The following is a 16,317-nucleotide window of genomic DNA, read 5'->3' on the forward strand; positions in this document are numbered from 1 at the left end:
GGATTACATGTATTGGCCGCCGTCCACACGCAGCGTTTCGCCTGTGATGTGACGTGCCCATTCGGATGATAAAAAAAGTACGGCGTAGGCGATGTCTTCAGGTTTCCCCGGATGACCTAAGCAAATTTCCTGTACGGATTGTTTGAGTGATTCGGGCGGCATTTTTTCGACCATCGGTGTGCCAATGAGCCCGGGTGCGATGGCGTTGACCGTCACCTGATGCTTCGCCAATTCACGCGCGACACTTTTTGTAAGCGCGATCAGACCGGCTTTACTGGCAGCATAATTAGATTGGCCAAATTTTCCGCGCATGCCGTTGATGGACGTGATATTGATAATGCGTCCCGCGTTTTGATGACGCATCGTAGGGGATATGTGATGAATCAAGTTAAATGCACCTTTGAGGTTGATGCGCATAACGTCATCCCAAGCCGATTCGTTCATTTTCCAGATAACGGCGTCCCGTGTAATACCGGCGTTATTGATCAGAATGTCAATGCGGCTTGCCTCTTTCAAAATCTCTTCGACGCATCGGTCGCTTTCATCAAAACTTCCGACATCGGTTTTTTTCCAAGTGCCATGCGGAGGCTGCATCATATCTATGGCATAAACTTTTGCGCCGGCTTTCTCAAGCTGTTGCGCAATGACCGAGCCGATACCTCCCGCCGCTCCAGTGAGTACGGCGATTTTATTTGATAGATCAATTCCGATCATCGGTTTTGCCATTCCGGTTTTCGTTTTTGCATGAACGCGTTGATTCCCTCATTGGCGTCATGCGTGCCCATCAGTTCCTGCAAATACATCGCTTCCAAAGCATCAATGTGTTTCAAAAATTGTTCGTGATAGATGCGTCGGCTGGCGGCCGTAGCGATACGCAAAGAAGAAGCGCTTTTGGGGATAATGTGCTGGCGAATAAATTCCGACGCGGCCGTATCGGGATCGTCGGAAATATGTTGTACCAATCCGATGCGATAGGCTTCTTCTGCACCGATGCTTCTTCCGGTAAGATTGATATCGTCAGACATCGGTTGACCGATACGCAGCGGCAAAGCCAGTGAAGCGACCGGAGGAAATACGGCTAACTGAATTTCCGGTTGACCGAATTGCGCTTTTTCGTGAGCGAATATCCAATGACAAAACGCAGCTAATTCCATTCCCCCGCCGAGACATTGGCCGCGCACGATCGCGACCGTTGGGCGTGAAAAAGAAATCAAGGTACGGAAAAGTTTATGAAACGAAGCGAGCATCTCCGCGACGCGATCTTTCTGATGTTCCGGCACACTGGCGCCAAACGAAAAATGATCGCCTTCGCCGCGAAATGTGATGGTTTTGATGTGTGGATCGCGGGTTGCTCCCTCGATCGCCGAGGTGATTTCACCCATCATTTCCCCGTCCAAAATGTTTCCGCGCGTATTGCAAAGCGTCAGATGGAGAATACCGTCTGTGATTTGTTCTTTTATTTTATTGGGCATGGATTGTCGTGTGTAAATTAATTTTTGTTTTTGGGATGAATTTTTTCGATCAGTTCGTCGGACCATTTTTCTCCGGCGGCCAAAAGCTGGCGCATTTTGATGAAGTCCACCTCGCGGCTTTCTTTGGTACCTTCGTTGAATGCGCGGAAACCTGCTTTAGCTTCGGTCATCATATTGAGACCCAGCCATGAACGGTTGGTCTCACGGTTTTTATCCCAATGCGACAGTTTGTGTTTACGCAACGACTCAATCGTCTTGCTTACGCAACCCGGGAACATCATGAGCAGTGACGTGATCAGTTGGTCAACTGTCGCATCCAGTTTGGAAAAATCGGTTGCGCAGGATTTCATGATCTCTTTGGCTTTATCTTTTTCCGAACCGATGTGAAATTCACCATGCACGATACGTCCCATGCTGTCGGCGTAACGATCCGTGATCACAAGGGGATTGGGTATAAATTGCCCGTCCTTTTTCAAAACAGGAACGATGTCGGTTAAAATGCCAAGGCGCAAGGCCTTGTGAGCAGACCATAGTTGACACAAGGTTCCGGAGATCATGGCGTTTTCTATGCCGACGAAAAGCGGAAGAAAATCGGTGGAACCGCCGTCCGGTGCGGAGCCGTGTTTGGGACCGGCCTGACCGAATACGGCAAGATCGCTGGCGATGGAAAAATCACAGGCCATGCCGATTTCCTGACCGCCTGCAACTCGCATACCGTTAACACGGCAGATCACCGGTTTATCACAGTGAAGGATGGATGTCACCATGTCATTAAACAAACGCATATATTGTTTGTACTCTTCGGGTTGACCGGAATAATACTCGGCGTATTCTTTGGTATTGCCGCCCGTACAAAATGCGCGATCGCCTTCACCCGTAAATACGGCAGCGATGACATTACGGGAATTGGAAGCTTTGCGAAAGGCTAGGATCACTTCTTTGACCATCGTGGTCGTGTAGGAATTAAGCTGCGACGGATTATTGAGTGTAATCCATGCACTGAAAAGATCCGGCAAAACATGCCCCGAAGGATCTTTGCAAGGTTTCAATTCATATCGGATTTCTTTGAACTCATAATCCGGGACAAGGTCATGATTTTTGAACATGGAATCTCCTGATTAACTAAAGTCGGGTATAAGTATCGGCCGCCTGTCAATCTGACGATGATGTAAGCGATCAAATACAGAATTGATTTCACTCATTGGAAATTTTTGCACGAAGGGTGCGATCTGAATGCGTCCCTCTTTGACCCATTGCAGTACTTCGGGATACAGACCCGGTTCGCAGCCCCAGTTACCGATAGCTTTGGCATCAAACGCCATCAGATTGCTGAGTCGGAGTTGGACCGCATCCAGCGTAAATCCGATTACCCCCATCACGGAGCCGAAGGTGAGTAGTCCGAACGCAAGTTCCTGACCTTTGGCTGTACCTGACGTTTCGTAGATTTTCCATCCGTAGGAGCGGTATTTTTTTTGTTGAATCCACGCCTGAATACTTTTGCGCATTTCTTTAGGTTCGACGGTTTTTGGATTAAATGTCAGTTCCGCGCCGAAATTTTTATAAGTTTCTAATTTTTTGTCGTCCACGTCGATGACGACGACATGCGCACCTATAGATTGGGCGATCTGAATACCAAATCCACCCACGCCGCCCGCACCCACAAAAATAGCCACATCATCTTTGATCAAACCCGTTTGTTTGATGGATTGAAAAGGTGTCGTGATCGCATCTGCGATGGCGCACAATTCACGCAAGGTGACTCCGGATTTCCCAAAGAGTTCATCCGCTCCGCCGACTTCGATCGGACATAAAAATTGCGCCGGTACGACGATGTGTGAAGCAAAACCGCCGTGGATGTGGTTGCCCGGCATTTTTTGATGACGGCAGATGCGTGTTTGACCGGCTTGGCACATTTCGCAAGTTCCGCACGGAAGTACGGCCGGAATAAGAACGAATTTGTTTTTCCATACTGTCGCTGATAAACCGGTATCCACGACCTGCCCGCTGATTTCATGGCCGAGCGTCAAAGGCAAGGGACTGACTGTGCGGACGCCGTCGTAATAAAAGCCCAAGTCCGTATGACATACGCCGCATGCGGCGACCCGAATCAGGGCCTCGTCCGAACCTAAAGAAGGTATGGCCGATGCGACGCGGTTCATCGGTTGCCCCGAAGTCGTCATTTGCCATGCGTCTATTTGTGTTGACATAGTCCAATGCCTCTCGTAAGAGATTTTTCGAACGTTCGTTCGAATACCGGTGTAAAAAAATAAGCCGAATCGGCTGTTCAGAAATGAAAAAGAAAACAGAACAAATGTTAAGATAAACGTAGCGGCTGGAAAGATAGGGGAGGTATGGTTATCTCAAAATGACTGTAGTCAATGGATTGATGTTATGCCATACAGGATGTTGCTATGCATACGGTGACTTTCATGTTTCAAAAAAGCATTCAAATCTCATAAATGTAAATAGATAACAAACCTCAAGTTTTATCTAAAACATGAGTAAGGTCATATTAATGTCGGTTATTTATTTTCGGATTAACAAAAAAAAGAACAGTTTTTTTGAACTGCTCTTTAAAAAAGAAAATGTATTTTAAATTTTTACTTTTGACGGTCGAGTCAAATTAGGATTTTTCGGGTAGAGTACGTAGGGTGTCGGCGATCGTATAACCGATCAAAGCGCCAATCAAAAGATTGACCCACAAGCTGGATTGCAGCGGGCACGCACCGGAAAGACAACCGACGTATTTCCAATAAAAGAATCCCGCGATAATTCCTGCCAACGGCCCGATCCAAAAACGATGTTTTTTTATATATTCCATATTAACGCTCGACCGGCCCGTTCCAACCCATGATGCCATTGTCTAAATTGAAAACCTGAAACCCGCGGCTGGCCATGATTTCGCAAGCGCCGCGTGAACGACTGCCGCTACGGCAATATACGAGGTATGTTTTAGATTTATCCAAAGCATCCACTTTGCCGCTGAAACTTGCATCCATTACGTTGATAAGTTTGGCTTTGGGCAGGTGACCCGAGGCGTATTCGGCATCGGTGCGTACATCCAAGACCACATGATCAGCATTTTTCATTTTTTCACTAAATGCGTCATTACCTAGATTTTGAAACATAGCATTTTTTCCTGATTTAAATTTTTTATATAAAAACCATAAAATGGCGCCAGTAAGTAACCAAAGCATCCACGTCGGCATTTTCTGCTCCTTTATTTTTCTTTGACAACCGGCAAACCGGCTTTTTGCCATGCGGCTATTCCGCCGATCAGGTTATAAATATTACTAAATCCATTTTTGAGCAAAAGGCTGGTAGCGGTACTGGAGCGGTCCCCGCCCTGGCATTGGATAATTAGCGTTTTGTTTTTTGGAAGATCGGCAAGCCGTCGCGACAAATGACCGCCATGGATATGTACGGCTCCTGCGATATGACCGGTCTCGTATTCCGATACGCCACGAACATCAATGACGGCAACATTCGGGTCCGATAATTTCGCAGATAAATCCGTAGCAGAAATTTGCCGGAGACTGTGGAGCGTGCCGCCGCGTTCTTCCCAGAAACGATTTTCGGTGATATAGCCGGTGCAGTGATCAAGGCCAATGCGAATTAATTTATGGTATACATCCTGCGCATCATTTTCCGACACAAGAATCAGAAACGGTTTATCGTAAGACAATATCCATCCGGCCCATGTTGAAAAGGAATTGTTGTTTTGAATGTTGATAGCGCCGGATATATGTTTTTCAGCAAACGCGGTTTTGGGGCGCGTGTCGATCAGAGTTTGACCGTTGCGTATAGCCTGCGTTGCGTCGTCAGTTGTCAGGTGTTTTAACCCGGAGGAAGTGCCTAAAATCGGAGGGCCTTCCTTATTCAGTTTTTTCATCATCGCAAAATAATACGGCGGTTCCGGTTGTCCGCTAAGGAGTTCTTTGACAAATTCATTTTCGTCGGTATAACGCAACGCCCAATTGACCAGTTTTTCGTAACCGACCGTAGTACCCGGAACTGCGCCCAGTGCTTTACCACAGGCCGAACCGGCGCCGTGACCGGGCCACACCTGAACGTGGTCGGGAAGGGATTTGAATTTTTTTAACGAATGAAACATTTGTTGCGCACCGCGTTCCATCGTACCCGTAACACCCGCGGCTTTTTCTAGTAAGTCCGGACGACCGATGTCGCCTACAAAAACAAAATCGCCTGAAAAAAACATAATCGGGTAGTCGCCGGCCGGCACGTCCGTGAGTACGAAGGCGATATGCTCCGGCGTATGTCCCGGCGTATGCATGACTTCAAATTTCAGATTGCCAACTTTAAAAACCGAACCGTCGCGAAGACCAGTATGCGGAAAAGCATATTGCCAATCTGCACCGCCTTCGTCCGACAATAACAGCTCAGCGCCTGTCGCAGCCGCCAATTCGCGCGCGCCGCTCAGAAAGTCAGCATGGATGTGTGTTTCGGTGACGTGCGTGATTGTAAATTTTTCACGCGCAGCAGCTTCCAGATAAACATGGATATCCCGGCGCGGATCAATGACGATCGCTGTTCCCGTTGCCTGACAGCCGATGAGATAACTGGCCTGTGCGAGCCCTTTTTCATAAATATTCTGGAAGTACATGCTTCACTCCAAACCGATTGACTTTTAGTTGGAATATCATTATATAACTACATAGTAGTATAGAGATATTTTAATAGGAAGTCAAGTATTTTGGCATTTTGACTTTATTTTGAGTAACCATTTTACGAAGTTAACCAACCTATGGCAAAAAAATTATTTGATAAAGAAAAAATGAGCGAAGAATCGCTGGCTTTGATAGCCAAGCGTTTCAAAGCGCTATCAGAGCCCATGCGGCTTAAAATCATACAAACGATTTGGCACAGCGAAATGAGCGTTCAAGATATTGTGGCAAAAGTGCAGACCAGCCAAGTCAATGTTTCCAAACATCTCGCCGTTTTGCATGAATGCGGCTTTCTCAAACGCCGGAAAGAAGGATTGTTCACATTTTACAGTGTGGCCGATACGTCCGTATTTACGTTGTGTGACATGATGTGTTCCGTCGTCAAAGACAAACTCAACGATCAAATCAGGAGTTTTTCATAATGATGTATCGCGTCGGTATTATCATTTTCATGCTAGCAACGGCGTGCGGAGCGCAGGATAGTTTTCGTTCTGTCAATTCGGATACGCTCAACCAATTGCTAAAAGACAAACCGGGCGTTTTGCTGGATGTGCGCACAGCCGGTGAATTCTCAGCCGGCCATTTGAAGGAGGCTGTGTTATTGGACTTTATGAAGCCGGAATTTGAATCCGAATTGGAAAAATTGGATAAATCCGCGACGTATTATGTGTATTGCCGGAGCGGAAACCGCAGCGCTAAAGCGGCTTTGCTTATGAATCAAAAAGGATTTCAATCGGTATATAATGTCGCTGACGGAATGATCGGTATTGTGAAAACGATGCCGGATCAGGTTGTTCGTTGAATCCGGGTATAAAAATTTAGACTGCACAGTTCTCAAAAAAGATAGTTTTGATATTTTCTTTCGATTTAATTTTGGCTTCGTGTAACACGTCAGACAAGTCCGTTTTTTATTTTAAACATTATCTCTTAACACGGAGAAGTTTTCTTTGGCCGGATATTCAGGTACGCCTTTAGTAAAAAAAATAGGTATCAAAGAAGGCTATTCAGTTGCCTGGGTTGATGCGCCTGCGACATTGAAGACGTTAATTGAACCGCTTCCGGAAAAAGTTCGCCTGACACGTAAAGTCGTAGCGGACCATGATTGCGTCCATTGGTTTACCAAGTCGGCCGATAGTTTGGAGATTGAACTTCCAAAGCTTAAGAAAAAAATCAAAGATTCGGGGATGATATGGGTTTCTTGGCCTAAAAAATCATCCGGTGTTCGTACCGATATTACGGAGGATATGATTCGTGAATGTGCACGCCGCAACGGATTGGTCGATGTCAAAGTGTGCGCGGTGGACGATGTGTGGTCCGGTCTGAAATTGGTCATTCCGGTGAAAGACAGAACGTCGCTGACGAAAAAAAACAAATCACCTAAATTGTAAACCCATTTTCGGAGAAAGCCATGAAACTTGTATTGCGTATTGTCGCCGGTTTGTTTGGGCTATTTATTTTGGCAATCATTGGCGGATATGTATATCTCAAAACTGCGCTGCCGAATGCGGGTCCCGTGCCGCAGATCACGATCGCATCGTCATCGGAGCAAATTGAACGCGGAAAATATTTAGCCAATCACGTAGCGGTATGTACGGATTGCCATTCGCAACGCGACTATTCATTTTTCGCAGGGCCGCTCAAACCGGAAACATTTGGCGCCGGCGGCGAAGAATTTCCCGAATCTATGGGTTTTCCCGGTACATTATACGCGCACAATATTACGCCGGCCGGTTTAAAAAGTTGGACGGACGGAGAAATCTTTCATGCGCTCACGACAGGTATTCGGAAAAACGGAGAACCGATTTTTCCGCTAATGCCGTGGCATCGTTATGCGACGAGCGATAAAGAAGATATTCTTTCGATCATTGCGTACATCAAAACATTGAAGCCGATCGAAAATCAAGTGCCGGAAACGCGGCTCAACTTCCCTCTCAACCTGATCGTTCGCACCATGCCCAAAGCACCTGCATTCGTGACGCGTCCGGACACGACAGATGAAGTCGCATACGGTAAGTATTTGGCCAATATGGCAGCCTGCGCGGATTGTCATACGATGACCAAAAAAGGTGAACCGTTGCCCGGAATGGATTTCGCGGGCGGATTTCAATTTAAAATGCCGCAAGGAGTTTTGCGTTCTGCCAATATCACGCCCGACGAAAAAACAGGCATAGGTTCATGGACGCGGGAACAATTCATTAATCGTTTTAAAACGTATACTCAGGAATCAGCCCAACGTATTCCGGTACCTGAGCCTTATACGGAAACCCAGTTTCAAACGATCATGCCGTGGATCATGTATGCCGGGATGACGGAAAAAGATTTGGGTGCAATTTATGCATATCTTCGCTCGGTCAAAGCGGTTGATCATCCCGTGAAGAAATTTACGGTGAACTAACGAAGGGGCAATCGTTTCTAAAAATTGATTGATCGCTGAGACGACGAAACAAAAAACCGGAAAAGATTTATTCTTTTCCGGTTTATTTTTTTTATTTGAGATCAGTAAAGTATTAAAACATCGAAACTACCCGCGCACGCGTCGCGCCACTTCTTTTCCAAATTCTTTTGTGCCGTATGTCGTATCTTTGCGAATGTCCGGCGTGACGATTTTTCCTTCTTTGATCACGTTTTTGACGGCCGTTTCCACGCGGCGTGCGGCCTCAAATTCGCCCAGATATTCCAGCATCATCATACCGGCCATGATCACGGCCGTCGGATTGGCGATATTTTTTCCGGCGATGTCCGGAGCGCTACCGTGCACGGCTTCAAAGATGGCGGCGCTTTTTCCGATATTGGCACCGGGGGTCAGGCCCAGTCCGCCCACGAGACCTGCGGCGAGATCGGAGAGAATATCACCGAAAAGGTTAGTCGTCACGAACACATCGAATTGCGTCGGATCCATCACCATTTTCATCGCGCATGCGTCAATAATCACATCATTAAATTCGACATCGGGATATTCTTTGGCGATTTCTTTTCCGATTTCAAGAAATAAACCCGTCGTTGCTTTGAGGATGTTGGCTTTATGAACGAGCGTGACACGTTTGCGTTTGTTTTTTCGTGCGTATTCGAATGCATAACGAATACAACGCTCCGATTCGTGACGGGTAATAATAGCCGTACTTTCTGCGGCAATCACTTTGCCGTCCACCTTGATGGAGTGCTCGACACCGGCGTAGAGACCTTCGGTGTTTTCACGCACCATGAGGATATTGACATTCTGATAGCGGGTTTCAATGCCTTCGAAAGATACTGCCGGGCGAACGTTGGCGTAGAGTTCAAATTCCTGACGCATAGCCACATTGACGCTGCGATAACCGCCGCCGACGGGTGTGGTGAGCGGACCTTTGAAAGCAACGCGATTTTTGCGAATGGAATCCAGCGTTTCAAACGGAATGGGCGAATCAAATTTTTCTACGGCCGCCATGCCGGCAAGGCGCGTATCCCAATTAAATTTAACGCCCGTCGCTTCGACGACTTCAACGGCGGCTTCCATGATCGACGGGCCGATGCCATCGCCCGGAATAAGTGTCACATGATACATTTATAATTCTCCTGATTTATGATAGGTTTTAAGATTGGGGCTGCATGATCGCTTCGGCTTCACGCAGTTGTTCGATGGTGTTAATCCCGGAAATTTCACGAAAATTATCCGTCGGATAAGCGCAGACTTTTTGCCCTGCATCAATAAAAATTTTGATTACATCCGGAAGATAATATTCGTTTTGCGCATTACTATTGGTGATTTTTTTGAGCGCGGCAAAGAGTGCCTGCGACTGGAACATATATATACCGGAGTTGATTTCGTTGATGCGTCGCTCTTCGTCCGATGCATCTTTGTGTTCGACGATTTTACGAACGCGACCATCTTCGTGACGGAGCACACGTCCGTATCCCGTCGGATCGGGCATGGTCGCGGTGAGCACGGAAGCCACCGCACTTTCGGATTGGTGCAATCGGATCAGTTTTCGCATCGTCGCTTCGGTCAAAACAGGGACATCACCGGACAAAACTAAAACATCGCCGTGATCATTTTGCAGTAACGATTCCGTTTGCATCACGGCATGACCCGTACCAAGTTGCGGCTCCTGCACCGCAAATTCGATCTTTTCATCCGCGAGCGCTTCGCGCACCCGTTCTTTTTGATGTCCGATGATGGCGATCACGCGATCGGAGCCCAAGGTACGCGCTAAAGCGATCACATAATGAATCATCGGCCGACCGTGCAAGGGGTGCAACACTTTGGCAAGATCGGATTTCATGCGTGTGCCTTTTCCCGCGGCCATAATAACGGTTGTAAATCGGCTGTTCATAATTCCTTATACGGTAATAATGATATTATCAATCAGTCTTGTTTTACCAAGGTACGCGGCCACGGCGATCAATGTACGACCTTGGATAACCTCACGTTTAGCGAGCGACCCCGCCTCGACCATGGCGATATAATCTTTTCGCACCAGAGGATAACGTGCAAAAATGGATTCCATATGCGTACGGATAACATCCACATTTCTTTCACCGTTACGAATCAAGGATTCGGCTTCGCGTAAGGCTTCATTCAGAGCCAAAGCCTGACGGCGTTCATCGGCGTTGAGGTAAACATTGCGGCTGCTCATCGCAAGGCCGTCTTGTTCACGGCGTATTGGCGCCATGATCAGAGCGACATCCATGTGGAGATCGCGCGTCATTCGCTCAATGATAAAAAATTGTTGTGCGTCTTTCTGACCAAAGACGGCCGTATCGGGTCGTACGATCGAAAAAAGTTTTGCTACGACGGTCGTCACTCCGCGAAAATGAGTAGGGCGAGAAATGCCACACATAACCGTACCCATCGCGCCGACATCCACCATCGTCGTCGCGTCCGCGGAATACATAGCATCGACCGATGGAAAAAATAATACATCCACGCCGGCCGTTTCGGCCATCGCTCGGTCGCGTTCCAGATCGCGCGGGTATTTTTCAAAATCTTCGTTGGGACCAAATTGGGTAGGATTGACAAAAATACTCATGACCACGCGATCGCATTTTCCTTCGGTGCGTGCCAGCGAGACCAAACTTAAATGCCCTTGGTGCAGATAACCCATCGTCGGCACAAAACCGACGCGGTGATTTTCTGATTTTTGTTGAGCTGTCCATGCGCGCATGGCCGACGGTGATGTAATGATCGTCATGAGTTGGAATCGGATTCCGTGATTTCACCGGCAATGGACGTATTAAAATTACTCCGTACACGTCCGACATGACCGTCAAATTGGCCGAGCAAATACATTGCTTTGATAATAGCGGCTTCCGATGTCATATCGCCGCACGAAACGGCGCCGGCCATCAACGCTTCTTTACCGCAATCATAAAGATTGAGATCTATACCGCCGCTGATGCATTGACTTGCGATGGCTACCATTTTACCGGTTTCGGTTGTTTTTTTAATAAAGGGGATGACGGAATTTTCGAGCGTAGGTACGTTACCGGAACCAAAGGCTTCGAGAATAAATACTTTCGCTGATGTTTGAGCCAATCCGTCCAAAAGTGCTGCATTCATACCCGGAAAGAGGCGGATACTGATCACGTCCCGGCCAAAAGCCGTATCAAATCGTAACATACCTGAAGGTGAACGTAAAAGGTTTTCATGAATTTCGATATGAAGGCCTACGTCCGCCAACGTACCAAAGTTCGGAGAAACGAAAGCATCGAATTCATCAATTGAAATTTTTTTAGATCGGTTACCGCGAAAAAGTTTGTAATCAAAAAAAACGCATACTTCGGGGATAGGATAGGTTGCCAATTCAATCGCATTGATCAGATTGTTTTTGGCGTCCGTGCGAATGGCGGATAACGGGCGCTGGGATCCCGTGAGTATCACGGGTTTGGCAAGATTGGACAGCATATAGGACAAAGCGCTGGCCGTATAACTCATGGTATCCGTGCCGTGAATAATGACGAACCCGTCGTACGCGTCCATGTTGTCCCAAATAATGCGACCGAGCGTCACCCAATGTTCCGGTGAAAGATTGGAACTGTCCATGCTAAAGGAGCTGAAAAAATCTACATCAGCGATGTCCCGTACGCCGGGGATATGCCGAAATACTTCATCCGCAAATTGTTCGTGCGGCAACGGAGCGGGATATCCGAATTTCATTCCCATCGTTCCGCCGGTATGTATTAATAATATCTTTTTCATAAAAGCCCGCGAATCTAAGTGAAATCGGAGACTTTGGCAAACGAATTTGAGCATGTGATCCAAAAAAAGCGGTTAGCCCATGCTGCCGGATTTGGCGGAAAAAGGGTATGTAAAAAAATATTAAGTTTTTCCTTGCATTTACTTGCCATTTTGTATAGTATCGCTGCGCTTAAAGAAGAAATTGTTTTTAATACGATTGAGCCATAAAGGAGCGAGTCATGAAACGTTGTGATGTGTGCGGCAAAAGCCCGATGTACGGCAACAATGTGAGCCATGCCAATAACCGTACCAAACGCCGTTGGCTTCCGAATCTTCAGGAAGTACGCGCTAAAATGAATAACGGTGCTGTTAAACGCGTTAAAGTTTGCACCCAATGCATCAAATCAGGAAAAGTAGCTAAAGCAGCGTAATTTTCTCGATTTCGGGTTTATCCCAAAAAATGTAAAAGCGTCGTCCCCATCACGGCGCTTTTTTATTTTTATTGAAAAAAAACGTTTCATCGTTTAGTTTCGTCACGTTCATTATCAAGTTTTCATAGTAACCCTTTCATAAAAATTTACTTCATTGTGCCGTCATACTCGGTTCGGTGTGTCGGTGCGAAAAATCGTCTGTCAGTTACATAAATTATCAATTCAATCGAAGGGAGTGCCTGATGTACCGATGGCTCTTTTTGTTGGTGTGGTGTGCGCCGATGGCGGCTTTCACACAAGCTTTTGTGCCGGTCACCCGTATGCCCCAAACATGGATCAATACGCTATCGCTATCAAGCGGGTTTGAATACAATACGTGGAGCCCCTATAAAGCGGACGAACTTCGTTATACGATTGAAGGCTTTCAAATCGGATACTTGCGCGGCGAGATAGATCATAATGTGCCGATGGTGCCAAATCTGAATTTTTCGTGGGAAACCAATTTTGGCGGAAAAAAACAAAATGAGCTGATGCAGGCTCAGAATAGCACGTCCAAGCTGGAGCAAGGGTATGAGAAATTGCACACGGCATTGGAATTTGGAAAAAAGAAAATCTACAACGATGCCGGCCAAGTTATCAATACAATGGCTAATTGGGAGTTGACCTATACTAAAGAAACATTTTACATAGCTGTCAGCCCCAAGTCGTCGGATTTGAGATATGCGGCGTACTACTCCGATGCTGTTTATAATTTTCCTCAGGGTACGAAGTATTCGATGTTTACCAAATTTCAGGAAATTGGTTTGACGGCGTACACCGGCGGAGAATCGTATTTTATGATGATATTTACCGGTCTATTTGGCGGCGGCTCCGGCAGTGTGCAGAAATTTGGTAAAGACACGGAGACGCGTTTTGGTTTTTATTACGCCACATTTCAAAAGCCGTATATGGTTTCTCAAGTTCTTTCCGGGGGTACGAATAACGGAGAATCGGCGACGGTTTATAATACGCGGTTTAAGTCGTATGGTATTAAAGAAGAAATAAAGTTTGACGGCAAAGGGGGGTATTTTAATTTCACACAAAAATTGGGACTGGTGACAGTCAATCTCCGTAAGGGAACGGAATTGGAAGATTCGGAGAGTCCGTTGTTTTTCCATTATGCGATCGGTTTGGAAGGCGGGCTACGCATACAGATGGATCGTTTTCACCTGTTGTTGGGTGCGTCGGGGGAATACGGGTTCATGCTTGGCGGTACGTACAATGAAGAAGAGGAAAATGATACCACCGGAGAAGAGGGCAAAATAAAAACGACAAGTTTTATTAATAACGATCTTCTGATCAAATACCGCGGCGTAATACAATATTATTTCTAAAGGATCCTTTATGATAGTACGCACAGCATATATGTTGATATGGTTTAGCATGATGACGCTAACGGCGTGTGATATAGGTGAGATGTTTTCGGATGAAGGAACGGATGATTTTTTAGAATCGCAGCTTGGCGGCGGTTCCGGCGGAGACGGATCGGCAACATTTTATACGGAGATCAATTATTCCAGCTATATCTATATTTATGTGGACAATAATTATGTTGGTATGTTGACCCAATATTATAATTCAGGAAATTCACCGTCTTGTGGTGCGAATTCCGGTGGCGCAGTGACAATCACCAATGTCAGTTCGGGATCGCACAACTGGTCAGCGTCGGATGGCTCTTACTCTTGGTCAGGAACCTTTTACGTGTCCGATAACACGTGCTCAAAAATTAAGATACAATAAACGTTAACTAAGTATTTTTACGTAATTCTAGTTTGGTGTGATAGTCGTCACACTAAGTATTTTATTAACGCATACCTTGTAATTGGTTACTCGTTATTATCATTCGGTTCATCCATTTGAATTACTAAGGAACTCCTCATGCGTCTTGCGATGAAGACCTCGATTGTTTCAGCACTAATCATGATGTCAATTTTAGCTTTGTCTTGTGCCGATGACCAATCTGTCGATAATAATGTATCGGTAAGTTTTGCGGGTGATATACCGCCGCTATTGACTAAAGGATTAAAAAAATCCGCTTCGCATGTTACAATTGACACAGCCAAAATTCTTATCAAATCTATCAAATTAGGCGGTTCGGGGCCCAGCGATTCGTCTGATTTTAAAACAGGTCCTTATGTTCTTTTTATGACCGAAGGTGCATCGCTTAAAACATTAAGCGCAGCAAATGTGCCGGAAGGCGAATACGATCAGGTTAAATTTGAAATTCACCTGCCTTCACAAAACGAATCTGTTCCGGATCCGGATTTTCGCGACGGTTCGGGAGGAAATGAAAGGTATTCTGCAGTGATTATCGGTCATTATAACGGCATTCGTTTTGTTTTCAAATCAAAAAGCACAGTCAATGTTCAGTCCGATATTTCACCTTCCGTTATCGTTGCCGACAGCGTGGGCACAGCTAATTTGACGTTGGGAGTGAGTACGTCAATTTGGTTTACTGACGGTGAAGTCAATCTTGATCCAACGAATACCAACGCCAGCAATGTGGCAAAGATCGAACAAAGCATCCGTAATTCGTTTTATGGATTTCGAGATAACAATAAGGACGGTGATGCCGATGTACAGATTGAGAGGTAGAATTTGTCTGCTGTATTGCTAACGCGCAGCATTCGTATTATTATGATGCATCGTAAGTAAGTGTGTTGATAGGATCGGGGGTTTACCTGTTTACACGCAGGTGAATGTATTTCACGCTATTAAAAATGAAAAGGAGTTTGTATGAAAGCGTTTCGTTTGTACTTGTTCACCACAGTGTTTGCAGCGTTTGTTGTTTCGTGTGGTGACTCTTCATCGAAATCGTCACAAAAAGAGGGAACGACGTTGAGCATGAAAGCCGACATGAGTATTCCTTTAGCCAAATCGGCCGCCGGTGACACAGTGACATTAGATTCGGCGAAAGTTCTGTTAAAACGTATGAAGTTTGAAAGCACTACGGATGAAGATTCCGCTGATTTTAAAATTGGACCGTTTATCGTGCGTATTGATTTGACGGGTGGTGTAACCAATATTACCACAAGTAAAATCCCTAACGGAACGTACGATAAAATCAAATTCAAAATTCACAAACCCGAAGACGATGAAGACATCGCCGATCCTGATTTTAAGACAGGAACATCGGATGACGAGCGCTTTTCGATTGTGGTTTTTGGTAAATACAACAATGTTCCTTTCGTCTACAAAAGTAAAAAAGACGTAGAACAAAAATTGGACATTAATCCGCCGCTGGTAGTTTCAGACAGTACGACAAATACCAATGCCACGTTACTTGTGACGCCGGCGGTTTGGTTTTTGAAAGACGGTCAATACCTGAATCCGAACGCCGAAAGCGATCGTGATGATATCGATGACAATATCAAAAAGAGCTTTAAAAAAGTGTTTAAAGATAACGATCATGACGGCGATGAACACGATGATGACGATGACCACGATGATCATGATGACGATCACGGCAATGATTAGTAATTGTTGATCGATATTTTTCCAGGTCTAAGCGAGTATTTTAAATAATACTCGCTTTT

20 protein-coding genes and 1 pseudogene are annotated in these 16,317 nt (G+C 45.9%); 10 read left to right on the plus strand and 11 right to left on the minus strand.

Going from position 1 to position 16,317, the window contains the following annotated elements; translation table 11 throughout:
- Positions 1 to 3: 3 nt before the first annotated feature.
- From HUU58_06540 to HUU58_06570, 7 genes are all read right to left on the minus strand, one after another.
- Positions 4 to 705, minus strand: coding sequence for an SDR family oxidoreductase (locus tag HUU58_06540; protein NUN45324.1), 702 nt, complete (start codon positions 703 to 705; stop codon positions 4 to 6).
- A 5-nt stretch (positions 706 to 710) separates the two neighbouring features.
- A complete protein-coding gene (locus tag HUU58_06545) occupies positions 711 to 1,472 on the minus strand; it encodes an enoyl-CoA hydratase/isomerase family protein (GenBank protein ID NUN45325.1) in 762 nt (253 codons plus the stop codon).
- Between the two features lie 17 nt (positions 1,473 to 1,489).
- Positions 1,490 to 2,578, minus strand: a complete 1,089-nt coding sequence (gene oah / locus HUU58_06550; GenBank protein ID NUN45326.1) for a 6-oxocyclohex-1-ene-1-carbonyl-CoA hydratase — start codon at positions 2,576 to 2,578, stop codon at positions 1,490 to 1,492.
- Between the two features lie 12 nt (positions 2,579 to 2,590).
- Positions 2,591 to 3,679 carry a 6-hydroxycyclohex-1-ene-1-carbonyl-CoA dehydrogenase gene (had, locus tag HUU58_06555; protein NUN45327.1) on the minus strand — a complete coding sequence of 363 codons (1,089 nt, stop codon included), beginning with the start codon at positions 3,677 to 3,679 and terminating at the stop codon, positions 2,591 to 2,593.
- Positions 3,680 to 4,095: 416 nt separating this feature from the next.
- On the minus strand, positions 4,096 to 4,293 hold the full coding sequence (locus tag HUU58_06560; GenBank protein NUN45328.1) for a hypothetical protein: 198 nt from the start codon (positions 4,291 to 4,293) through the stop codon (positions 4,096 to 4,098).
- Position 4,294: 1 nt separating this feature from the next.
- Positions 4,295 to 4,600, minus strand: coding sequence for a rhodanese-like domain-containing protein (locus HUU58_06565; GenBank protein ID NUN45329.1), 306 nt, complete (start codon positions 4,598 to 4,600; stop codon positions 4,295 to 4,297).
- A gap of 92 nt (positions 4,601 to 4,692) precedes the next feature.
- Positions 4,693 to 6,096: an MBL fold metallo-hydrolase gene (locus tag HUU58_06570; GenBank protein NUN45330.1), complete on the minus strand. Its 1,404-nt coding sequence runs from the start codon at positions 6,094 to 6,096 to the stop codon at positions 4,693 to 4,695.
- A gap of 141 nt (positions 6,097 to 6,237) precedes the next feature.
- On the opposite strand from HUU58_06570, the gene HUU58_06575 reads away from it, so the two are divergent.
- The 4 genes from HUU58_06575 (at position 6,238) to HUU58_06590 (ending at position 8,552) form a co-directional block, all read left to right on the plus strand.
- Entirely contained in the window at positions 6,238 to 6,579 is a 342-nt protein-coding gene (locus HUU58_06575; protein NUN45331.1) for a winged helix-turn-helix transcriptional regulator, read from the plus strand.
- Complete coding sequence (locus tag HUU58_06580) at positions 6,579 to 6,959, plus strand: rhodanese-like domain-containing protein (GenBank protein ID NUN45332.1); 381 nt, start codon at positions 6,579 to 6,581, stop codon at positions 6,957 to 6,959. The genes HUU58_06575 and HUU58_06580 overlap by 1 nt, the downstream gene beginning before the upstream one ends.
- Before the next feature lie 145 nt (positions 6,960 to 7,104).
- On the plus strand, positions 7,105 to 7,545 hold the full coding sequence (locus tag HUU58_06585; protein ID NUN45333.1) for a DUF3052 family protein: 441 nt from the start codon (positions 7,105 to 7,107) through the stop codon (positions 7,543 to 7,545).
- Between the two features lie 20 nt (positions 7,546 to 7,565).
- Entirely contained in the window at positions 7,566 to 8,552 is a 987-nt protein-coding gene (locus tag HUU58_06590) for a cytochrome c (GenBank protein ID NUN45334.1), read from the plus strand.
- Between the two features lie 126 nt (positions 8,553 to 8,678).
- On the opposite strand, the gene HUU58_06595 is transcribed toward HUU58_06590, so the two are convergent.
- From HUU58_06595 to HUU58_06610, 4 genes are read right to left on the minus strand one after another with little or no spacing between them, the layout of a single operon-like run.
- On the minus strand, positions 8,679 to 9,698 hold the full coding sequence (locus tag HUU58_06595) for an NAD-dependent isocitrate dehydrogenase (GenBank protein ID NUN45335.1): 1,020 nt from the start codon (positions 9,696 to 9,698) through the stop codon (positions 8,679 to 8,681).
- A gap of 28 nt (positions 9,699 to 9,726) precedes the next feature.
- Positions 9,727 to 10,467, minus strand: a complete 741-nt coding sequence (locus HUU58_06600; GenBank protein NUN45336.1) for an NTP transferase domain-containing protein — start codon at positions 10,465 to 10,467, stop codon at positions 9,727 to 9,729.
- Between the two features lie 6 nt (positions 10,468 to 10,473).
- Positions 10,474 to 11,325 carry a pantoate--beta-alanine ligase gene (locus HUU58_06605; GenBank protein ID NUN45337.1) on the minus strand — a complete coding sequence of 284 codons (852 nt, stop codon included), beginning with the start codon at positions 11,323 to 11,325 and terminating at the stop codon, positions 10,474 to 10,476.
- Entirely contained in the window at positions 11,322 to 12,332 is a 1,011-nt protein-coding gene (locus HUU58_06610; GenBank protein NUN45338.1) for an asparaginase, read from the minus strand. The genes HUU58_06605 and HUU58_06610 overlap by 4 nt, the downstream gene beginning before the upstream one ends.
- Before the next feature lie 33 nt (positions 12,333 to 12,365).
- On the opposite strand from HUU58_06610, the gene HUU58_06615 reads away from it, so the two are divergent.
- The 6 genes and pseudogenes from HUU58_06615 to HUU58_06640 all read left to right on the plus strand — a co-directional run bounded on the left by HUU58_06615 (position 12,366) and on the right by HUU58_06640 (position 16,258).
- Positions 12,366 to 12,539 carry a hypothetical protein gene (locus HUU58_06615; GenBank protein NUN45339.1) on the plus strand — a complete coding sequence of 58 codons (174 nt, stop codon included), beginning with the start codon at positions 12,366 to 12,368 and terminating at the stop codon, positions 12,537 to 12,539.
- Between the two features lie 11 nt (positions 12,540 to 12,550).
- The gene (locus HUU58_06620; protein ID NUN45340.1) at positions 12,551 to 12,742 is read left to right on the plus strand and encodes a 50S ribosomal protein L28; all 192 of its coding nucleotides are present in this window, start codon (positions 12,551 to 12,553) and stop codon (positions 12,740 to 12,742) included.
- Positions 12,743 to 12,984: 242 nt separating this feature from the next.
- A complete protein-coding gene (locus tag HUU58_06625; GenBank protein ID NUN45341.1) occupies positions 12,985 to 14,115 on the plus strand; it encodes a hypothetical protein in 1,131 nt (376 codons plus the stop codon).
- A 10-nt stretch (positions 14,116 to 14,125) separates the two neighbouring features.
- A complete protein-coding gene (locus HUU58_06630) occupies positions 14,126 to 14,521 on the plus strand; it encodes a hypothetical protein (protein ID NUN45342.1) in 396 nt (131 codons plus the stop codon).
- Positions 14,522 to 14,659: 138 nt separating this feature from the next.
- Complete coding sequence (locus HUU58_06635; GenBank protein NUN45343.1) at positions 14,660 to 15,376, plus strand: hypothetical protein; 717 nt, start codon at positions 14,660 to 14,662, stop codon at positions 15,374 to 15,376.
- Positions 15,377 to 16,174: 798 nt separating this feature from the next.
- Positions 16,175 to 16,258 (plus strand): annotated as a pseudogene (locus HUU58_06640) (peptidase M4).
- Positions 16,259 to 16,317 lie beyond the last annotated feature (59 nt).

The sequence above is a fragment of the bacterium genome, assembly GCA_013360215.1.
Taxonomy (GTDB): Bacteria; CLD3; CLD3; order SB21; family SB21; genus JABWCP01.